We start from the raw sequence: 17990 nt of genomic DNA, 5'->3' as shown, positions 1-17990 counted from the left end.
ATAGAATAAGTTTGAGCTTCAGATAGGAACTTAACGAGATATGTCCGATAACTATAGAAGTCGTGTTGTAACTCAAGGAAGACAACGCAGCCCAAATCGTGCGATGCTAAGGGCAGTAGGCTTTACAGATGAAGATTTTACTAAACCGATCGTCGGTGTGGCTAATGGATATAGTACCATTACCCCCTGTAATATGGGGATCAATGACCTTGCCTTACGTGCCACAACAGGAGTTAAAAAAGCGGGTGGAATGCCCCAGATGTTCGGAACCATTACCATTAGTGATGGGATTTCGATGGGAACTGAGGGGATGAAATATTCTTTAGTGTCCCGTGAAGTGATTGCCGATTCGATCGAAACCGCATGTAATGGTCAGTCAATGGATGGTGTTTTGGCGATTGGTGGTTGTGATAAAAATATGCCTGGTGCGATGATTGCAATGGCGCGGATGAATATCCCTGCAATCTTTGTTTATGGTGGTACGATTAAGCCAGGACATTATGACGGGAAAGATTTAACCGTTGTCAGTGCGTTTGAAGCAGTAGGACAGTACAGCGCGGGAAAAATTAGTGATGATTATCTCACAGCAATCGAACGCAATGCTTGTCCGGGGGCGGGATCTTGTGGTGGAATGTTTACAGCCAATACCATGTCGTCCGCATTTGAAGCAATGGGCATGAGTTTACCCTATTCTTCAACGATGTCCGCAGAAGATGACGAAAAAGCAGATAGTACAGAAAAATCGGCTTTTGTTTTAGTTGAAGCTATTCGTAAACAAATTTTACCCAGTCAAATTCTAACCCGACTCGCCTTTGAAAATGGAATTGCGGTGATTATGGCGATCGGTGGTTCGACCAATGCCGTGTTACATTTACTGGCGATCGCACATACAATGGGTGTTAAACTGACGATCGATGATTTTGAAGAAATTCGTCATCGAGTTCCCGTCCTGTGTGACCTCAAACCCTCTGGACGTTATGTAACAACAAATTTACATCAAGCGGGTGGTATTCCTCAAGTGATGAAATGCTGTTGGTTCACGGACTCTTACACGGTGATGCGTTAACCATTAGTGGTCAAACCGTAGCAGAAGTTCTTAAAGATGTTCCCGATACACCCCCCGCGAACCAAGATGTGATCCGAACTTGGGATCATCCAGTTTATCCTGAAGGACATTTAGCGATCCTCAAAGGTAATCTAGCAATAGAAGGTGCAGTAGCTAAAATTAGTGGGGTGAAAAAACCTTCTATTACTGGGACTGCCAGAGTTTTTGAATCCGAAGAAGAATGTCTAGCGGCTATCCTCGCCAAAAAAATTAACCCAGGGGATGTAATTATTGTCCGTTATGAAGGCCCCAGAGGTGGGCCAGGAATGCGAGAAATGTTAGCCCCCACTTCTGCAATTATTGGTGCAGGTTTAGGGGACTCGGTAGGATTAATTACTGATGGTCGTTTTTCGGGTGGTACATATGGACTGGTCGTCGGACACGTTGCCCCCGAAGCGGCAGTAGGTGGTACAATCGCATTAGTCGAAGAAGGTGATAGCATTACCATTGATGCCACACAACGGCTTTTACAGCTAAATATTTCAGAAGAAGAATTAAACCTTCGTCGAGTTAACTGGCAACCCCGCACCCCTCGTTATACCAAAGGGATTTTAGGGAAATATGCTAAATTAGTTTCATCGAGCAGTCTAGGAGCAGTTACCGATCGAGATTTATTCTAGAGAGATTTGAGTGAGTCAATCGGTGTTAAAACTGCTCAAAAACTATATACAATGAGTAACTGAGCATCTTTAAACGTACCAAAGGATTAAAACGATATGACACCCTCTTTAGCTAATTTCTTATGGAGTCTCTTGGCTGGAACCTTAATCGTTGTGATTCCCGCAACCGTCGGACTAATTTTTATCAGTCAAAAAGATAAAGTTAATCGCACATAGATATCATTCCCACCCTGTTGTTTAATGGGGTGGTTTTTTTGTGGGAATGTTAAATAAAATAAAAGTAAGAGAGCATTTCATTCTTAAAATCGGGAACATTAAAAAAAAGTTAGATTAAATATAAATTATAGATAGGCTCGGTGAATCAAAAACGGAGAATCAATAATGGTCAATTTTGGGCTGAACTCAGCCAGTATTTTAGGAATATTTTTAGCGGTTGCTGGCGCGGGCTTGTATTTCATGCGAACAATACGCCCAGAACTATCGAGAGATCATGATATCTTTTTTGCTGCCGTTGGTCTATTATGTGGCTTTATCTTACTTTTTCAAGGGTGGCGACTCGATCCGATCTTACAATTTGGTCAATTCCTTCTCACAGGTGCCGCCGTCTTTTTTGCTTTTGAAACTATTAAACTACGGGGTGTAGCCACTGAACAAGCACGACGCAATAGCCCTGTAGTCGATGATGAACGTCCAGTGAGTCGCGTTTATCGTGCAGAACTCGACCAACTCGAACCCTATGAAACAGACGAACCCTACGACAACAACCCCCGTCTAAGAGGGTATGATGAGCCGCGAAATACTCGCAGTTCTAAATACGACTCGGATGAACCCCGTTCTACTCGAACCCGTCCGACATCTGAACGTCCAAGCAAAGATACCCAAAAGCAACGTCGCACCCGTCCCAGTTCTCAAACGCAAAATTCTTCTTATAATGAATGGAATGATTCGTCGCCAACAGATTGGGAAGAACCGCCAACCCGAGAAACGCGCCGTCGTCGCCCCTCATCTGACGTAGGAGATCAACAACCCACCCGTCAAAGCAGTCGCAAACGCCCAAACCGTTCTTCAGAAAACCGATCGCTTTATCAAGATGAAGCCCCCGCACCCTATGTGGACTATGTAGACTATCAACCCGTTGATGAAGACAAAGAGGAGAATGGGGAACAAGCTACTAAACCGAAATCATCACCCGAACGAGATGAATCGAATGATGATAATTCAGTCCGCTATGATTATTAATTGACTAAAATGGCTCACCCTATACGCAGGTTCGGTTGGGGCTTTAGCTATAGTTTATTAGTCCTTCTTAGTGCTTGTAACTCCACCACGACATCTTCTGGGCCTGCTGAAATCAACAGCCGTTACAATGAGGAACAACCCGCAATTAGTGGCAATGGTCGCTGGTTAGCAATGGTGTCTAATCGTCGAGGCATGAGTGAAATTATGCTCTATGATCTCCAAGGACGACGCTTTGAGGGACTTTTGGGTTTTTATACGGGTGATGCGATCGCCGAAAGTCCCAGTCTGAGCCTCACAGGACGTTATCTCGTCTATCTTGTCACCTTGGATGGTCGCCCCGCTATAGCCCTCTATGACCGTATTACCAAGCGTTCTGACCTACTTTTCTCTGGCTATCGTCGTTGGATACAGCAACCACAAATTAGTCCCGATGGGCGTTATGTTGTCTTTCAGTCCGCCCGTAAAGGACAATGGGATATAGAGGTTCTTGATCGTGGCCCGAATATTGAATTAGATATTCCAGATGGAACGCCGATCCCTAATCCATAAACTGTGAAACGCTTTATTTTTGCATCTCTAATTGTTAGTAGTTTATTAGGTAGCTGTACGGGCTATCCGCGTCTTCTTAACTTGACGGGTTTAAATAGCTCCTATTTAGAAGCGAGTCCTCAAATTTCGTCGCGTTTTATTGTTTTTACTTCTGATCGTAATGGTTCCCAAGATGTCTATTTGTTTGATACACAAATTCGACGATTTGTCAATAACCCTGGGCTTAATTCATTAGATGAAATTGCCTCTCATCCTTCGATTACTGAAGATGGTAAATACATCGTTTTTGCAGGAAGTCGTCAAGGGCGCACTAATATTTACATTTACAATAGAGAAACCCAGCAAAAACGCAATTTAACCTCAAATTTACAAGCAGATGTGCGAAATCCTTCGATTAGTGCCGATGGATCTCGCGTGGTTTTTGAAGTGGCCAAAAATGGTCAATGGGATCTTGCCGTTTATGATATTGCCGAATCTAGACTCACCGAATAATTAGCCGTGAAGGTCTACCTGGATCTGTTTCAGGTGTTGTACTCGGTGGTGGAATCGGATTCGGATCGGGATCAGGAGGCGGTATAGGAGATGGCATCGGATCGGGATTTGGCTCAGGTATTGGCGGAGTCGGTAATGGACTTGGATCAGGAATCGGGGGTTTCGGAATTTCTGGAGGACTTTCAATAGCAATCATAATTATATTTATGCACTCGTACTTGTTGTTTTGTTATAATTCGCATCTAACCAGCATTGAGGTAAGCTTTCGCCTGAAGGAAAAATCAAATCTTTCTTCTCGAATGATTCGGGATCTTGTTCTTCTTGTCCTGCTTGGATTTGTCCAGAAACCGTATTTTCTAAAGGGCTAAATAAAGCTTCTACATTAAGGATTTCTACTAAAGTTCCAGATTCTTTATCTTGTAAAAACATAAAAACAATTTAATGGATAACGTATAGTCATTATTCTATCCATCTTTAGTCTAGCTACCATGACCCCTAAGAGAGAGGAAGTTTTATGTTTAGGAATAAATTTAAGGAAATAATTGGTTAGACTGAATCCAACTTCTGAAGGATGTCTATTGAGTGAGTTTTTTTTATGATTAAAAGTATAGGTTAAAGCTTATATATTTAACCTAATTAACTAACTATTTATTAATGCAATCGGAGTAAAATCATGAGTTTAGAAGAAAAAGCTAAAGCAACAGCTAAAAATATCGAAGGTAAAGCACAAGAAGCTTTAGGTAATGTGACTGGTGATCCTAAAGATCAAGTAGAAGGAAAGGCTAAACAAGTTGAGGGAGAAGCTCGTCACGCTAAAGAAGATGTTAAAGATGAAGTCAAGAAAAACCTTCACTAACATTAATTTAAAATAAATTGTGTAGAGACGTGCCATGGCAAGGGGCTGTCTAGGCGACCTGTGCGCCCAGTTAATAAGCCCCGTACGTCTTTACTGTTTTTTCTCTTCGGGATAAATCTCGGTTACAACGCGATCGTTAGTATTACCATTCAAGACTAAACTATTATTTTTAATAATTCCAACTGCTTTTTCACCCGTAAAATTCATTTTTGGTTGTTCTTGTTCATAAATTACATTGCCACTCGCTTCAACCATTTGAGTATCCATATTCCAAGCAAGTTGATTACTATAAAGTTTAGAGGGTTGTGATTGATTAATACTTTGAACACCCTCCGATAAAATCGTCATTTTTTGATTCAAATCAACATTAGCGCGATTTCCAGTTACAGTAATATTATCTTTGTAGTGAAGAATTTTAACTGGACTATTAGCGGCAAGTAAACGAGCTTTATAATTCCAACTAATTTGATTTGTTGCTATCTGTACAGGTGGGTCAAAAGATTTGTACTGTACATCATTTTGTAAAGTCGCCACACCATCTTTAAGATTAGCTAGAACTGATTTAGCTGATATTTGATCCGTAATCGTTTTGTCTTTAAAACGAACAATAGTAAGCGGTTGATCTCCACTAATAAATTGATTTTTAATATCCCAAGATAAAAAACTTGTTTTTAACTGTAATGCGGGTTCTTTCACCGTCGCTAAAATATCTCCAATCAATTCTAAACGTTGTTGTTTAGTATAGTATCTTCCTTCTTTTGCTGATGCTTGTAGTTTGGCATGAGTTCCCCTTAAATTTTTACGAATCATAAAAACATTTTCTTGGGGATGCCATTCTACCTCATCACTACGAATTACTACACCATTTCTGGGATCGGTTGCAGTAATATTTTCTCTTAAAAAAATCTTTTTCCCATCTTCTTGTATTAAACCCTTATCAGAACTAATATACAGAACCACTTTTCCATCTTGATAAAGATTTCCTTTAACTTTTTCTAATTGAGCCGTTTTTTTATCTTTACTATAATTAGCTTTGTTAACTTGTATTTTCCACAGCGTTTGACCTTGAGCGTTAGCCTGTTCTAAAGTTGCATTATTTAAGGTTAAACGACTATCTAATTCTTCTTTTGTCGGCGGTTCTGTATCTTTTTGAGTAACAGGATCAGGAGGTTGACAAGCCGAAAGATGAATCATTAAGTATAGAATAAACCCCTTTCCTAGCCATTGATTAGCCTGTCGAAAGGGGAGTAAATTTTTAAACCCGTTCATTCTAAAAATGTCAAAAAGTTAGTGGATGTTTTGAATAATATCACTTTTGTCATAAAGCGAATCTCAATTCAACGAGGACGATTATCCTCTAAAACAGTTCCTAAAGCTGGAAAAGGACTATAATTTAGATGAGATTTGGGGCTTTTTTGAATATCTTCTTTAATTTGATCTAAATCAATATAGCGATCCGATACATTAATTAAACTATCACTGGTCATTGAGCGCAAACTGACTACTTCCACTCTAGCACCTCGATAACTCACAGCATCGGCAGCATAGGCTAAGTCACCATCACCGCTAACAATGACGGCTGTATCATAAGAACCGACTAATGCCATTAAATCTACAGCAATTTCCACATCTAAATTGGCTTTCTTAGAGCCATCAGGCAATTGTACTAAATCTTTAGCAATCACTCGATAACCATTGCGTCGCATCCAGAGTAAAAAACCCTGTTGTTTTTCGTTGGTTCGATCCACTCCAGTATAGAAAAAGGCTCTTAAAAGACGTGAGCCACTGGTCAGACGAAAAAGGAGTTTAGTATAATCGATTTCAATGCCTAATTGTAAAGCCGCATAGAATAAATTAGAGCCATCAATAAAAATAGCAACTCTACCGCGATTTTCTAACACCTGTTCTGGTGTAAATATAGTATCACTCTCAAAATCTTCAAACATTTTAAATTCCTCATTTATTCTTATAAAAAATTAACTTTGATTAAATGATTTTCTGGCCTTGATAAAAATGATTAAAGTAACTGATTAAGTTCTAAAACCATTTCTATTTAGATAGCTCATGAATGATCATTCCGAAAGTTCTAATTTAGTAAAAATGGGTTCAGGTTGACTCAACTCTAAATTAGTAGAAAGTTTACCCCATTGGCTATGAGTAGCAAAGTCGGCAACTTCTTGAATTTGATTTAGATTATTAAAGTCAACTGAAAAACTTAATTGACGATATATTTTAGTACTCAAGTTCGGAATAATTGGAGACAAGAAATAAGCAGCAAGTCTAACGGATTCTAAAACGGCATATAATACCTGTTCAACTTCCGCCTGCTGACCTCGTTTAAATAAACTCCAAGGTGCGCTTTCGTCAATAAATTTATTACTGGCTCGAATTAGGCTTAGAATCTCTTCACAGACTAAGCTAAATCGTAACGCACTATATCCTTGAACTACTTTATTTTCTAATTCTAACCCAATAATCTTTAAAGGATGATCTAATGGTAAATCTACTCCTTTTAGCTGTGGCCCTTTTCCTTGACAATACTTTTTGACCATGCCTAGAGTACGATTTAAGAGATTACCTAAATCATTAGCTAAGTCAGCATTAATAATATTGACAAAACGTGCCTCATTAAAATCACCATCTTTACCTAATTCAATTTCTTTTATAAAATAGTAACGAACTGCGTCTGAGCCATAACGCTGCACTAAATCGAATGGATCTAGCGTATTACCTAAACTTTTCCCCATTTTCTGCCCATTTTTGGTTAGAAAACCGTGTCCAAAAACTTGTTTAGGTAATGAATATCCAGCCGACATCAACATTGCTGGCCAATAAACAGCATGAAACCGTAAAATGTCTTTGCCAATTAGATGTAAATTAATTGGCCACCAAGAAGCAAAAGCATTTTCTAATGTGGGTTCTTGGTCGGGTTCGAGTAAGGCAGTAACATAGGCTAGTAAGGCATCAAACCACACATAGATCGTATGTTTAGGATCATGGGGAATGGGAAAACCCCACTCAACATTAATCCGAGAGATGGAAAAATCTTGTAATCCTTGTTTGACAAAGTTCAAAACTTCATTACGCCGACTTTCGGGTTGGATAAAATTAGGCTGATCGGCGTACAATTGTTCTAGTTTATCTTGATATTTAGAAAGTCGAAAAAAGTAGTTTTCTTCGTCTCGCCATTCCGCTTTTAGGTTGGTGTGAATGGGACAAAAATGAGCACTGAGTAGTTCTCGTTCTTCTTTGAACTCCTCGCAAGCAACACAATACCATCCTTTTTGCTGGGCGGGATAAATGTCGCCTTTGTCCCAAACCTTTTTAAAAAATTCGTTGACTATCGCGTGATGACGGGGGGCAGTCGTGCGACTAAAGCGATCGTATTGTATATCTAGTTTATGCCACAAGGACTCAAAGCTAGTCACAATTTGGTCGCAGTGGGTTTGAGGATCAAGCCCTTTCGCTTTTGCAGTACGTTCGATTTTTTGCCCATGTTCATCGGTTCCTGTGATCAATAAAACGGAATAGCCTTCTAATCGTTTCCATCGGGCGATGACATCAGCGATTAAGGTTGTATAGGCACTTCCAACATGGGGAACATCGTTGACATAATAAAGAGGAGTTGTTAAAGCAAATTTTTGCTGATCGATATCAGGTGTCATGTAAAAGGGTTTTTAGTTATATAGGGAACTATTCTATGTTGATTTTATTTGATGGTTCTTTTGCTTTATCTTAATTTTTTCTTATTGTATCAACAAAAAGACTATTCAAGATAGGCTGGCTTCAAAACTCCTTTTTTTCTTTCAATTTCCTAAAAAGGAAGTTGATTAACTTTTCTTAACTCCTTTATTCATCTATCTAAAGGTACATCTATCATTGAATAAAATAACCTACAATGTCCTAAAAATCAAGCTTTACACACTGATTTTTGCTTTCAAATTTTAATAGTTAATCTAAAATTTTTGTGGAATTTATTCTAATATATCTTAAATTTTTGCTTCTCTAAAATATAAAGATTTAATAAAAAAAATTATTGTTTACAATAACTTCAATATTTCTTAACACACTTATAAGATTCTAATATATATTAAAAAAACACTAAAAGAATCACATAAATTAAAAATCAATTAATAAAATTACTTGAGAAAGTTATAAATCAATAAATATGCAAAAAATAGGATTATTAACGCCTTATTTGACTCAAGATGGCTCTTATACCTTTTTTTCTCAAGAATATGCAGAAACATTTCACTCTAGCTCTGGGGCTAAACAAGAAGCGGAAAAAAAATTTATTGACTCTTGCCGAATTGCTGAAAAAGCACAACAACAGCCATTGATCAAACTTTTAGATATCTGCTATGGGCTGGGTTACAATAGTGCGGCAGCGTTGGCAAAAATTTGGGAAATTAACCCTAACTGTCAGGTAGAATTAATTGCTTTAGAAATTGATGAACGAGTTCCGCAAACTGCGATCGCACTCAACTTACTAGAATCGTGGCTTCCTAGCGTTTCAGAAACCTTAACCACTTTTGTTCAGAACAAAAAAATAATAACACCTAAACTAAAAGCCAGTTTAATAATAGGAGATGCGAGGAAAACAATACAACAAATCTATCGGGATCAATTTCAAGCTGATGCAATTTTCTTAGATCCATTTTCGCCGACTAAATGCCCTCAACTATGGACAGTAGAATTTTTAGATTTAGTCTCAAAATATCTCAGCCCAACGGGGTATTTAGTAACCTATTCTTGTGCAGCTTCAGTGAGAACTGCGCTACAGATGGCAGGATTATTGATTGGTGCTACCGAAAGCGTAGGACGGCGATCGCCTGGAACGATTGCGACTTGGTCAAATAATTCTTTACCCCCTCTCTCCCAACCAGAAATAGAACATTTACAAACCAAAGCAGCCATCCCCTATCGAGATCCATTTCTGAGCGATTCTGATGTAATTATTCGTCAAAGACGGGAGCAAGAACAACAAGCTAGTCCCTTAGAAGCTACAAGTCATTGGAAAAAAAGATGGGAAAAAATCAGTAAAAAAACTGATCTTTTGCCAAGCAACCCCTAATATTGCTCAAGATCGAGTAACTTAGAATTAAATGCTAAATATTAGCGATAATTTTAAATAAAAATTAAGAGGTTTAGATTGTTTTGCAGACATTTAATATAATCAGCCGCCAAAATACAGTTATGACTCCCGTTGTTAATATTGAACGTGCCAAAGTTTTAATCATTGATAATAATCCCTTGAGCCGTATGACTGCTAAAGACATATTATCTTTAGATGGTTATGAGGTGATCGAAACTGATGAGTATTCAGAAATAACAACAGAAATTTTAGAACAAAAACCCGATCTGATTTTACTCGATGTCAGAAGTGGGCTAGAAACTTGTCAAAAACTCAAAAACGATGAACAAACCCGTTTCATTCCGATTATTTTAACAACGGTTGCCGATGAACAAGAAATGCGCCATCGTTGTCATCAGATCGGATGCGATGACTTATTGCTTAAACCCCTAAATCGTCTAGAATTGTCAAATCGGGCTAAATCTCTTATTGAACAGAAAAAACTCTATGAAGGACTGTGTCAGATTGAGCAGGTCTTATTTGCGATCGCCAAAGCCGTAGAAAATCGCTTTCCAGACAGTGATAATTCTTGTATGCGGATTGCCTCTTTAGTGCAGTCATTCGGTGAATATTTACAACTGCCTTTAGTAGACATTCAAAATCTGCGCTATGCTTCCTATTTGCATGATATCGGTACTGTCTCTATTCCAGATGAAATTATGCTCAAAAAAGGTGAATTAACGCCTGATGAGCGGGCGATTATCCAAAAACACGTATTAATCGGTGAAGAAATTTGTCAAGCTTTACCCAATCGGCGCGGCGTATTACCGATTATTCGTCATCATCATGAAAGATGGGATGGTAGTGGTTATCCTGATCGTCTTAGAGAAAATGAAATTCCTTGGTTAGCGCAAGTCTTTCAAATTATCGATATTTATGTGGCGTTGACGAGTAAACGCCCTTATAAAGAGTCTTGTTCATCTCAAGAAGCCTTAGAAATTATTAGACAAGAAACAGACAAAGCATGGCGCAATCCTGAGTTAGTTCAATCTTTTATAGAATTTCTTAATGGTTACATTTGAGCAATTTAACTTATATTATTTATTTTAGATAGTTTATCAATTGGCATATCTAAAAAAATATGAACTTTATGAATTGTCCATTTTCGCTCATAAACGTTATCATTTGCTTGTTCCGTAAGTTTTGAAGCAAGAATCATGGAACTTTTTTATCGTGGTTTAGCGAACTCGCGCTTATCTATTAGCCTTTTTATTCCTCAAGCTCAAAAAACTTGTAAATATCGAGGAGTGACTTACATCAAACCTCGTCCTTTAAATATACCTGTTCAGCCAACGTCAGTACTTAAGTATCGTGGAACTGTTTATTACAAACAGACTTTAAATCTTACTTCTCAATCGGTAAATTATAAGGAAAACGCAAACTATGACATCTATCTATAAAGTTAATCCGTTCTAGCTAAAATCTCTTTAAGTGTTTTAAAGTTTAAGCTTTTGGTGTAATATTGATAAAAATCGTCAATAATGAGAAGAAATAAAAGCATTGAGCAAAAGAATGACCTATAGTTTAGAGATCATTGCTATGCTTGATTTAAATTAATTCTCTTTCAAGGTAAAGATTAAATGAAAACATTTTGTATTTTAGAGCAAGGCGAATTTATTGATGATCCGCTAACCCTCAAGCATAAAAAGTTATTTACAACTGATTTTTCTGATTTTTATCGGCTCAACTGGAGGACTGAAAAAGATCAGAATGCTTTTTGGATCGAAAAAAATATTACTTGGAGTGAAGGTAGAAGTATCTTATTTGAGAAAGTACCGAAGAACTACGATTATTATATATTGATTGATGATGACGTAGAGTTTGATACGGACAACGATGTGGATATCGCACTTAAAATTAAGGAATTATTAATAAAATACCAACCTCTCGCAGGCACATTCTATGATCCTACTCGATGGTGCTTTCAAACAGAAATAGAAAGAGAGCGATATTTTGCTAAAGAGTGTTTTCCGATCGCAGGATATGATGCTCAGGTTCAAATATTTTCTAAATCATTTGCTGATGTTATGTTCCCAGCTATCTATCATGGCTCTGCTAAAGCATTTTGGTATACTTCTTGGGCTTGTTATAAATTATATCCTTTAAAACAGGTATGTTTTACAGATATTAGAGTAAAAAATACGCGACATATGCGAGGCGAAGGGGTTGATAAACAATATTTAACTTATAATGCACCTGAAAAAATTGTCGAACTTTTTAAGTTGCATATTAAGGATAATTCTTTTTTCTCCCATAGAGATGAAATAATCAAGATCAATACATCTCTATTTGAGCAACCTGTTGATTCTCAAAAAATTGATTTCACGCTTGAAGACTTTGGAAAAATTTATGACATCAATAATCATAATTTTAGAAATCGAAAATCGAAAATTGAGTTCTCGAAAATTCAATCAGAACTTAAAAAGTTGTCTCGAAAATTAGCTAAGTTATCTAACAATAGAGTCACCCGAAAATTAAAGCAGTTAAGTAAAAATTTTCTCGTTAAGAGCAATTAAAAAAAATAAATTGATTTTTAATGAAAAACAAATGATCATATCTCATAAACACAAATACATTTTTATTAAGACTCAAAAAACAGCAGGCTCAAGTATTGAAATTTTCCTGTCTAGGTTCTGTAGCGAAGATGATATTATTACTCCTCTAAGTTTAGCCGATGAAAAAATTCGTCAAGAATGGCAAGGATGTACTCCTAGAAATTATACTCGTCCTCTGAAGCTCATAGAGTATAGACTAGAGCATCTTAAAAAATTAATTATTCACCAAGAAAAAGGTACTAAAAATATATTTTGGCCTCATATGCCAGCCAAGTCTATTAAAGCAATCGTTGGTGAGGAGATCTGGAATAGCTACTTTAAATTTTGCTTTGTTAGAAATCCATGGGATGCTGTAATTTCTAGATATTATTGGTATATGAATAAATCAAATGAAACAACTAATCATGTAGAATTAGATGATTTTTTAAACAAATTTGATCCTCACAATAATTTTTATAAATACACGATTAATGATGAATTAGCTGTTGATTATGTAGGAAAGTACGAAGCATTAATTGAGAGCATGAGAGTAATTTGTCAAAAAATCGGCCTTCCTTTTGATGATTCTTTACCGAGAGCCAAAAGTCAAACGAGAAAAGATAAACGTCATTATTCTACTATTTTTAACGAAGTACAAGCTGATTATGTTAAACAAAAATGTCTCAAGGAAATAGAGCTTTTTGGTTATATTTACGAAAATAAATAGAAGATGACACTAGCTCAAATTTTCTACACTAATAGACTTTTATTAAAGCTTAGAAAATAGGTGGCTCAAGTATTAATTTTTTTTGTCTGAGTTCTGTCGAGGAAATAAGATCATTAATCCTTTAAGTTTAGCTATTTCTTTATTCGCCAAATTTATAGCCAAATTTCTTGATATCTTCTGCATACATTTCTGAGACAAACTCAACTAAAGATGGTGTGTAATATTCCCAGTATGGTAATTTGGTAATAGAATTTGTTTTTTTGACCTCATAAGGTTTTTCGCCAATCGTATTACATAAATTGCTAAAATCTTCATTAAAACTTTCTAGTTTTCCTACAAAATCCAATTGATCAGGTAAATAAAGGATTTGAGGTTGCCAATGATGATTTTTCATACTGGCTGCGAAATAAACAAAGTCTTCAAACTTTGAAACATCTTGACTCGTCATCGATTTTAGTTGTTCTATGCGAAATGACTGAGTTGTGAACATTTTCCAGTTAGACACTATTCTATTCCATGGATTTCTAACGAAAGAAAATTTAAAGTATTTTTGTAGATCTTTCTGAGGATTTTGTAGTGATAGCTGATGACTATTATTAAATAATACTTTTCTGATGGTTGAAGATGCACATTTTGGGACATCGTAATAGATCAAATTTCTTTTTTCGCAGATATAAACAAAGCTATAGCGCATTGTGTTGCGAGATGGACATCGACATAGTGGGCAGTCACACTGAATATTATCTTGAGCATACTTGTAATAGTATGGTTTGTTCAGTTTGTCATACTGCTTCTTTAAAGTTGATAAAACTGTCTTAACACTTTGTTTCATTTCTTTAACACCAAAATTAATATAATGCAAACTAACTAAGATTTTAGATTCTAAGCGAGTTAGATACATCCTATACGGAATAATTATATCTAGTCAATTAAATTAGGATAAAAAGACCAATTTTTCTGTCTTTTTATCCGATGAATAATGAACTAAAAAACTGGTTGTATTACCAAAAATCTGAGTTGTCCTCTAAGATTTAGCAAAAGCTTGCGTCTGTACCTTTAACCCGCTTTCGCTAAAATCGGATTCTCGGTTAAGAGTTGAATCGCGGCTTGATACTGTTGGTCTGATTCTGTCCCAAGTTGTTGATAGGTCATGGGATCTTGAGTCACCATTAGATCGGGTTGAATGCCTAATTTATGAATATCTTGGTGATTAGGAGTTTCATACTTAGCCACAGTAATCGCTAAACCTGCGCCATCGGGTAATTCAAAAAGAGATTGGATTAAGCCTTTACCAAACGTTTTATCCCCTAGTAGCGTCGCTCGACCGTTGTCATGTAAAGCACCTGCTAATATTTCACTAGCACTAGCTGTTCCTTTATTGACCAAGACAATTAAGGGATCGTCAGTTAAGGCGGGGCCAGAAGCAGTAAAGCTATCTGAAATTCCTTGACGGTTAACCGTATAAACGATCGTCCCCTCTTTAAGCCATAAACGCGCAATTTCAATACCTGATTGCAGTAAACCCCCTGGATTATTTCTCAAATCCAAAATATAAGCGGCGGCACCTTTTTTTTCTAAATCATGAATCGCATGAGCAACTTCTTTAGCTGCATTGGCACTAAATTGATTCAGTCTGACATAACCAATTGGAATTGAAGTCGAATGATCTAGAGTGGCATAAACGGGACTGAAAGAAATTCGCTGACGAACCAGATCTAGAGTACGGATATCTGGTGCATTACTGGATTGAATTTGAAGTGAAACACTTGTACCACTTGGGCCACGCATTCTAGAAGCAGCTTCATCTAAAGTTAGTGTTAAGGTATCCACTCCATCAATAAACAAAATACGATCGTGAGGAGCGATTCCCGCTTTTTCAGCAGGAGAACCCGCGAGAGGTGCGATGACTTCTAAATTACCTGTGTCAGGGTTGAGATTAATTTGTAAACCAACACCCGACAATTCACCCGCCGTAGTCACTTGTAAATTATGATATTGTTCGGGTCGCAGTAAACGAGTAAAAGGTTCATCTAGGGTCGCTAACATCGCTTCGATCGCTTTATAGGCATCTTCTCGAGTGGGTAGCGGTTGCTGAAGAAACTTTTGTCGGATCTGCCACCAATTTTGATTATTATAGGTTTCATCTAAATAAGATTGATTGACTAACCGCCAAGATTGTAGGAGTAATTTTTGTTCTTCAGTAAAAGCGGCAGCCACAGGTGACCAAACAAGAAAGGAAAAACATAGAGATACGCAAACGGCAAGAGTGACCCAAAACGCTCTTTTTCTCATAGGGTTAGTAACTTTACGAATATTATTTTAAGATTCTTTTCTTTTTAGTGTAAACTGCATCACCTTAAATGTAATTAACAAAATCCAAATTAAGGCGACCATTGCGGATGGAAGCCAACAAGCGGTAATTCTTCTAAATCAGGTTGAGTGACTTCGGTTCCTTCCCTAGTCGGTGGAATGAGTAACCAAAGACGACCCCCGATAATTGCTTCTCCTGCATCGGAAACTGGTGCATCATTAAGAGATGGGTTATTAGATGTCAGGATTTGATCGAATAGAATCGCTAGTCCATCAGGTGACAAACTAATATTAATGTCTCGATAGTTGGGGAGTTCTAATAAAGGTAAGACTTGAGCCGTTTTGATATCAATTTTGGCTAAATAGGGTTTTTCTTGATAGTCTTTGCTGGGGAGAAGTTCAGTTAGTAAACAATATAGGTGTGAGCCACTGGGATTAAACTTACAATCAAGAATCGAACCATCAATATTTAAAAGTTCTTTTTGGATGCCTTGATTGTTTACATAAAAAAGAGACTTAGTGTAACGTAATCGAGAATTTTCCATATTAAAATTCACCATCGCCGCCGCCGCACCATCAGCCGAAAAGTTTAAGACTCGCCCAAATTTAGGCAAAAAGTCTAAAACTTCAGTATCGGGTTTTAAAGGTACGATCGCTACCCCTTCCCCTTTCGTTACAGCCAAAGTTTGACCATCGGGTGTAATTAAAAATTCCCCTCCTGGTAAGTTTAAGCGTTTGGGTTGAGTGCCTGGTTTAATGATCCACAAATCAAAATCAGCAGGATTTGAGCGATTCAGTCTTTGTACAACAATGGTTTCACCATCGGATGAAAGATCAAATTGATTATTTTGATACTCTTTATTATCTAAAATTACTTCTATTTTGGGCTCGAAGGGTTTGGATAAATCTTGATCAAGACCTGTGGTGACTTGATAAAGCTGTAATTCTGTCAGTCCTTGAATTCCTCGATTTTTTGAAGCCGCAGAAAAAAGAATCTTATCTCCATTGGGATAGAATTTAAAATCAACAATATTTAGAGTCGGTGGAGTCAGTAAAAATTTTTTCTTTTGCGTTAGATTATAAAACACTAATTGACCTTGCTCGGCTTGATTTGTGCCAATATAAGCAAAAGCACGATCGCGGCTTTTAAAAGTTCCCACAAAAGGCTGCATTACCACACCCATTTGATCGCTTTGATGACTCCGCTCTCTCCCCCCTTGTAACTGAAGTTGATAGCTTTCGCCATAGGGAATAGGAACCGTTAAAGTATAGGCTAATCGTCTACCTGCCCAACTGATTTTACCTGGTAAAGTGGGGGAAATCTGTAAATTTTGTTCAATACTGGCGATTTCCATCGGTCGATTAAACGTTAAAACAAAAGCCCGATCTTCAATCCCGATTTGTTGATTTTGCCAGCTAAATTCTTTGACTTTGGGCTTTGAGACAAAAGAACAAGTTGTGCCACACCATTGCTCACCCCAAATTAAGCCACCAATCACAAGGCAAAATATCAATATTATAATTATTGCTGTTTTGTCAATAGTTTGTAATGATTTGTTATACATTTTGCTTTGATTTGGGTAAAAGTAAAACAGAAAAATTTCCCAATGTTAATAGCCATAAGGATCAGCAGGTGTGGGAATTTTTTGAACAGATTGAGCATTAATGACGAGTTGTCGTTGACTGGTGGCGGTTTCTTTGATCTGTTGAGGATCGACGGCTAAAGTATCGGTGATCATTTCGCCTTCTATTTCTAACCAAGTATCGGGGGGATATAAACTACGGTTTTGGGATAACTTTACAGGAAGACCGACAGGATAAGCATCGACAGCACAACAAGTCAGAATAAAACGACTTAAAAACAGATAGTTCTCTGGAAGTTCTGGCAAATGAACCACAAAGCCGCTAACCTTGACTTTTTTTCCCGCATAGGCATCAGGTTCAGGATAAACATTCAGTGTCCGAACCCAGTCAATGAGCGATCGTTCTTCGGGTTTAATCGTAGCGCGAAAAGCTTGCGGTTGTACGCGAGTATTCACAAAAAGAGCATCACTAACACCACGTTGTAAGGCGATGTGACTGGTTAGAGGAGTGGGAGGAATGATCCACCCTAGTAAAGCGGTGATCAATAGTAAACTACTACCTAGACCTGCGGGAAGCAAAGTAATATGTTTGATGGTTTCGTCGACTGGGGATAACTTATTTTTGCGCCATTGCTTGAAGAGTTGCCCTGTTTTAATGCCACCGATCACTAATAAAATGATACTGGTGACAAAGACTAAACCAAAATAATTAGGATGGATTAAAAGTTTTAATTGACCACTAAGAGAATATTTTAAGAGTAAGCTGCCCCATGCCAACAGAGCTAAACTTTCTATGCCAGAATAAACAAATTTATTAGAGAACTTAGCTTTTGCATTCATA

19 protein-coding genes and 1 pseudogene are annotated in these 17990 nt (G+C 37.4%); 11 read left to right on the top strand and 9 right to left on the bottom strand.

Annotation, left to right across the window (positions count from 1 at the left end):
* Positions 1 to 40: 40 nt before the first annotated feature.
* The 5 genes and pseudogenes from ilvD (at position 41) to CFPU101_RS21040 (ending at position 4005) form a co-directional block, all read left to right on the top strand.
* Positions 41 to 1725, top strand: a pseudogene (ilvD, locus tag CFPU101_RS21060) (dihydroxy-acid dehydratase).
* A gap of 96 nt (positions 1726 to 1821) precedes the next feature.
* Positions 1822 to 1941, top strand: a complete 120-nt coding sequence (gene psbX, locus CFPU101_RS21055; RefSeq protein ID WP_206817304.1) for a photosystem II reaction center X protein — start codon at positions 1822 to 1824, stop codon at positions 1939 to 1941.
* A gap of 165 nt (positions 1942 to 2106) precedes the next feature.
* The gene (locus CFPU101_RS21050) at positions 2107 to 2964 is read left to right on the top strand and encodes a Ycf66 family protein (RefSeq protein WP_206817302.1); all 858 of its coding nucleotides are present in this window, start codon (positions 2107 to 2109) and stop codon (positions 2962 to 2964) included.
* A 9-nt stretch (positions 2965 to 2973) separates the two neighbouring features.
* A complete protein-coding gene (locus tag CFPU101_RS21045; RefSeq protein ID WP_206817301.1) occupies positions 2974 to 3513 on the top strand; it encodes a PD40 domain-containing protein in 540 nt (179 codons plus the stop codon).
* Positions 3514 to 3516: 3 nt separating this feature from the next.
* Positions 3517 to 4005 (top strand): PD40 domain-containing protein, encoded by a 489-nt coding sequence (locus tag CFPU101_RS21040; RefSeq protein ID WP_206817300.1) that lies wholly within the window; start codon positions 3517 to 3519, stop codon positions 4003 to 4005.
* On the opposite strand, the gene CFPU101_RS21035 is transcribed toward CFPU101_RS21040, so the two are convergent.
* Together CFPU101_RS21035 and CFPU101_RS21030 are read right to left on the bottom strand one after the other, a co-directional pair.
* Complete coding sequence (locus CFPU101_RS21035) at positions 3995 to 4201, bottom strand: hypothetical protein (RefSeq protein ID WP_206817299.1); 207 nt, start codon at positions 4199 to 4201, stop codon at positions 3995 to 3997. The two genes, CFPU101_RS21040 and CFPU101_RS21035, sit on opposite strands and share 11 nt — an antisense overlap.
* Positions 4202 to 4209: 8 nt before the next feature.
* A complete protein-coding gene (locus CFPU101_RS21030) occupies positions 4210 to 4434 on the bottom strand; it encodes an acetyltransferase (RefSeq protein ID WP_206817298.1) in 225 nt (74 codons plus the stop codon).
* 244 nt (positions 4435 to 4678) lie between these two features.
* On the opposite strand from CFPU101_RS21030, the gene CFPU101_RS21025 reads away from it, so the two are divergent.
* Positions 4679 to 4861, top strand: a complete 183-nt coding sequence (locus CFPU101_RS21025) for a CsbD family protein (protein WP_206817297.1) — start codon at positions 4679 to 4681, stop codon at positions 4859 to 4861.
* Positions 4862 to 4951: 90 nt separating this feature from the next.
* Here the strand turns inward: CFPU101_RS21025 and lptC are convergent, their stop codons facing one another.
* The 3 genes from lptC to metG all read right to left on the bottom strand — a co-directional run bounded on the left by lptC (position 4952) and on the right by metG (position 8526).
* Positions 4952 to 6130 (bottom strand): LPS export ABC transporter periplasmic protein LptC, encoded by a 1179-nt coding sequence (lptC, locus tag CFPU101_RS21020; RefSeq protein WP_206817296.1) that lies wholly within the window; start codon positions 6128 to 6130, stop codon positions 4952 to 4954.
* A gap of 68 nt (positions 6131 to 6198) precedes the next feature.
* The gene (locus tag CFPU101_RS21015; RefSeq protein WP_206817295.1) at positions 6199 to 6807 is read right to left on the bottom strand and encodes an NYN domain-containing protein; all 609 of its coding nucleotides are present in this window, start codon (positions 6805 to 6807) and stop codon (positions 6199 to 6201) included.
* Between the two features lie 126 nt (positions 6808 to 6933).
* Positions 6934 to 8526 carry a methionine--tRNA ligase gene (metG, locus tag CFPU101_RS21010; RefSeq protein ID WP_206817294.1) on the bottom strand — a complete coding sequence of 531 codons (1593 nt, stop codon included), beginning with the start codon at positions 8524 to 8526 and terminating at the stop codon, positions 6934 to 6936.
* 503 nt (positions 8527 to 9029) lie between these two features.
* On the opposite strand from metG, the gene CFPU101_RS21005 reads away from it, so the two are divergent.
* The 5 genes from CFPU101_RS21005 (at position 9030) to CFPU101_RS20985 (ending at position 13256) form a co-directional block, all read left to right on the top strand.
* Positions 9030 to 9935, top strand: coding sequence for a tRNA (5-methylaminomethyl-2-thiouridine)(34)-methyltransferase MnmD (locus tag CFPU101_RS21005; protein ID WP_206817291.1), 906 nt, complete (start codon positions 9030 to 9032; stop codon positions 9933 to 9935).
* Between the two features lie 122 nt (positions 9936 to 10057).
* Complete coding sequence (locus tag CFPU101_RS21000; protein ID WP_206817290.1) at positions 10058 to 11017, top strand: HD domain-containing phosphohydrolase; 960 nt, start codon at positions 10058 to 10060, stop codon at positions 11015 to 11017.
* A 135-nt stretch (positions 11018 to 11152) separates the two neighbouring features.
* A complete protein-coding gene (locus CFPU101_RS20995; RefSeq protein WP_206817288.1) occupies positions 11153 to 11395 on the top strand; it encodes a DUF4278 domain-containing protein in 243 nt (80 codons plus the stop codon).
* 180 nt (positions 11396 to 11575) lie between these two features.
* Entirely contained in the window at positions 11576 to 12511 is a 936-nt protein-coding gene (locus tag CFPU101_RS20990) for a hypothetical protein (RefSeq protein WP_206817286.1), read from the top strand.
* A gap of 31 nt (positions 12512 to 12542) precedes the next feature.
* Positions 12543 to 13256: a sulfotransferase family 2 domain-containing protein gene (locus CFPU101_RS20985; protein WP_206817284.1), complete on the top strand. Its 714-nt coding sequence runs from the start codon at positions 12543 to 12545 to the stop codon at positions 13254 to 13256.
* 139 nt (positions 13257 to 13395) lie between these two features.
* Here CFPU101_RS20985 and CFPU101_RS20980 read toward each other — a convergent pair whose 3' ends face one another.
* The 4 genes from CFPU101_RS20980 to CFPU101_RS20965 all read right to left on the bottom strand — a co-directional run bounded on the left by CFPU101_RS20980 (position 13396) and on the right by CFPU101_RS20965 (position 17989).
* Positions 13396 to 13950: a sulfotransferase family 2 domain-containing protein gene (locus CFPU101_RS20980; protein WP_242578147.1), complete on the bottom strand. Its 555-nt coding sequence runs from the start codon at positions 13948 to 13950 to the stop codon at positions 13396 to 13398.
* Positions 13951 to 14312: 362 nt separating this feature from the next.
* Positions 14313 to 15548, bottom strand: coding sequence for a carboxyl-terminal processing protease CtpA (gene ctpA, locus CFPU101_RS20975; RefSeq protein WP_206817280.1), 1236 nt, complete (start codon positions 15546 to 15548; stop codon positions 14313 to 14315).
* Positions 15549 to 15637: 89 nt separating this feature from the next.
* Positions 15638 to 17131, bottom strand: coding sequence for a hypothetical protein (locus tag CFPU101_RS20970; protein ID WP_206817279.1), 1494 nt, complete (start codon positions 17129 to 17131; stop codon positions 15638 to 15640).
* A 45-nt stretch (positions 17132 to 17176) separates the two neighbouring features.
* Positions 17177 to 17989, bottom strand: a complete 813-nt coding sequence (locus CFPU101_RS20965; protein WP_206817278.1) for a TIGR03943 family protein — start codon at positions 17987 to 17989, stop codon at positions 17177 to 17179.
* Position 17990: the final 1 nt, after the last annotated feature.

The organism is Chroococcus sp. FPU101, from assembly GCF_017312365.1.
Lineage (GTDB): Bacteria > Cyanobacteriota > Cyanobacteriia > Cyanobacteriales > Microcystaceae > Chroococcus.
Note: the sequence above shows the minus strand (reverse complement) of the source record. Positions and strands in the feature narration are given on the sequence as shown.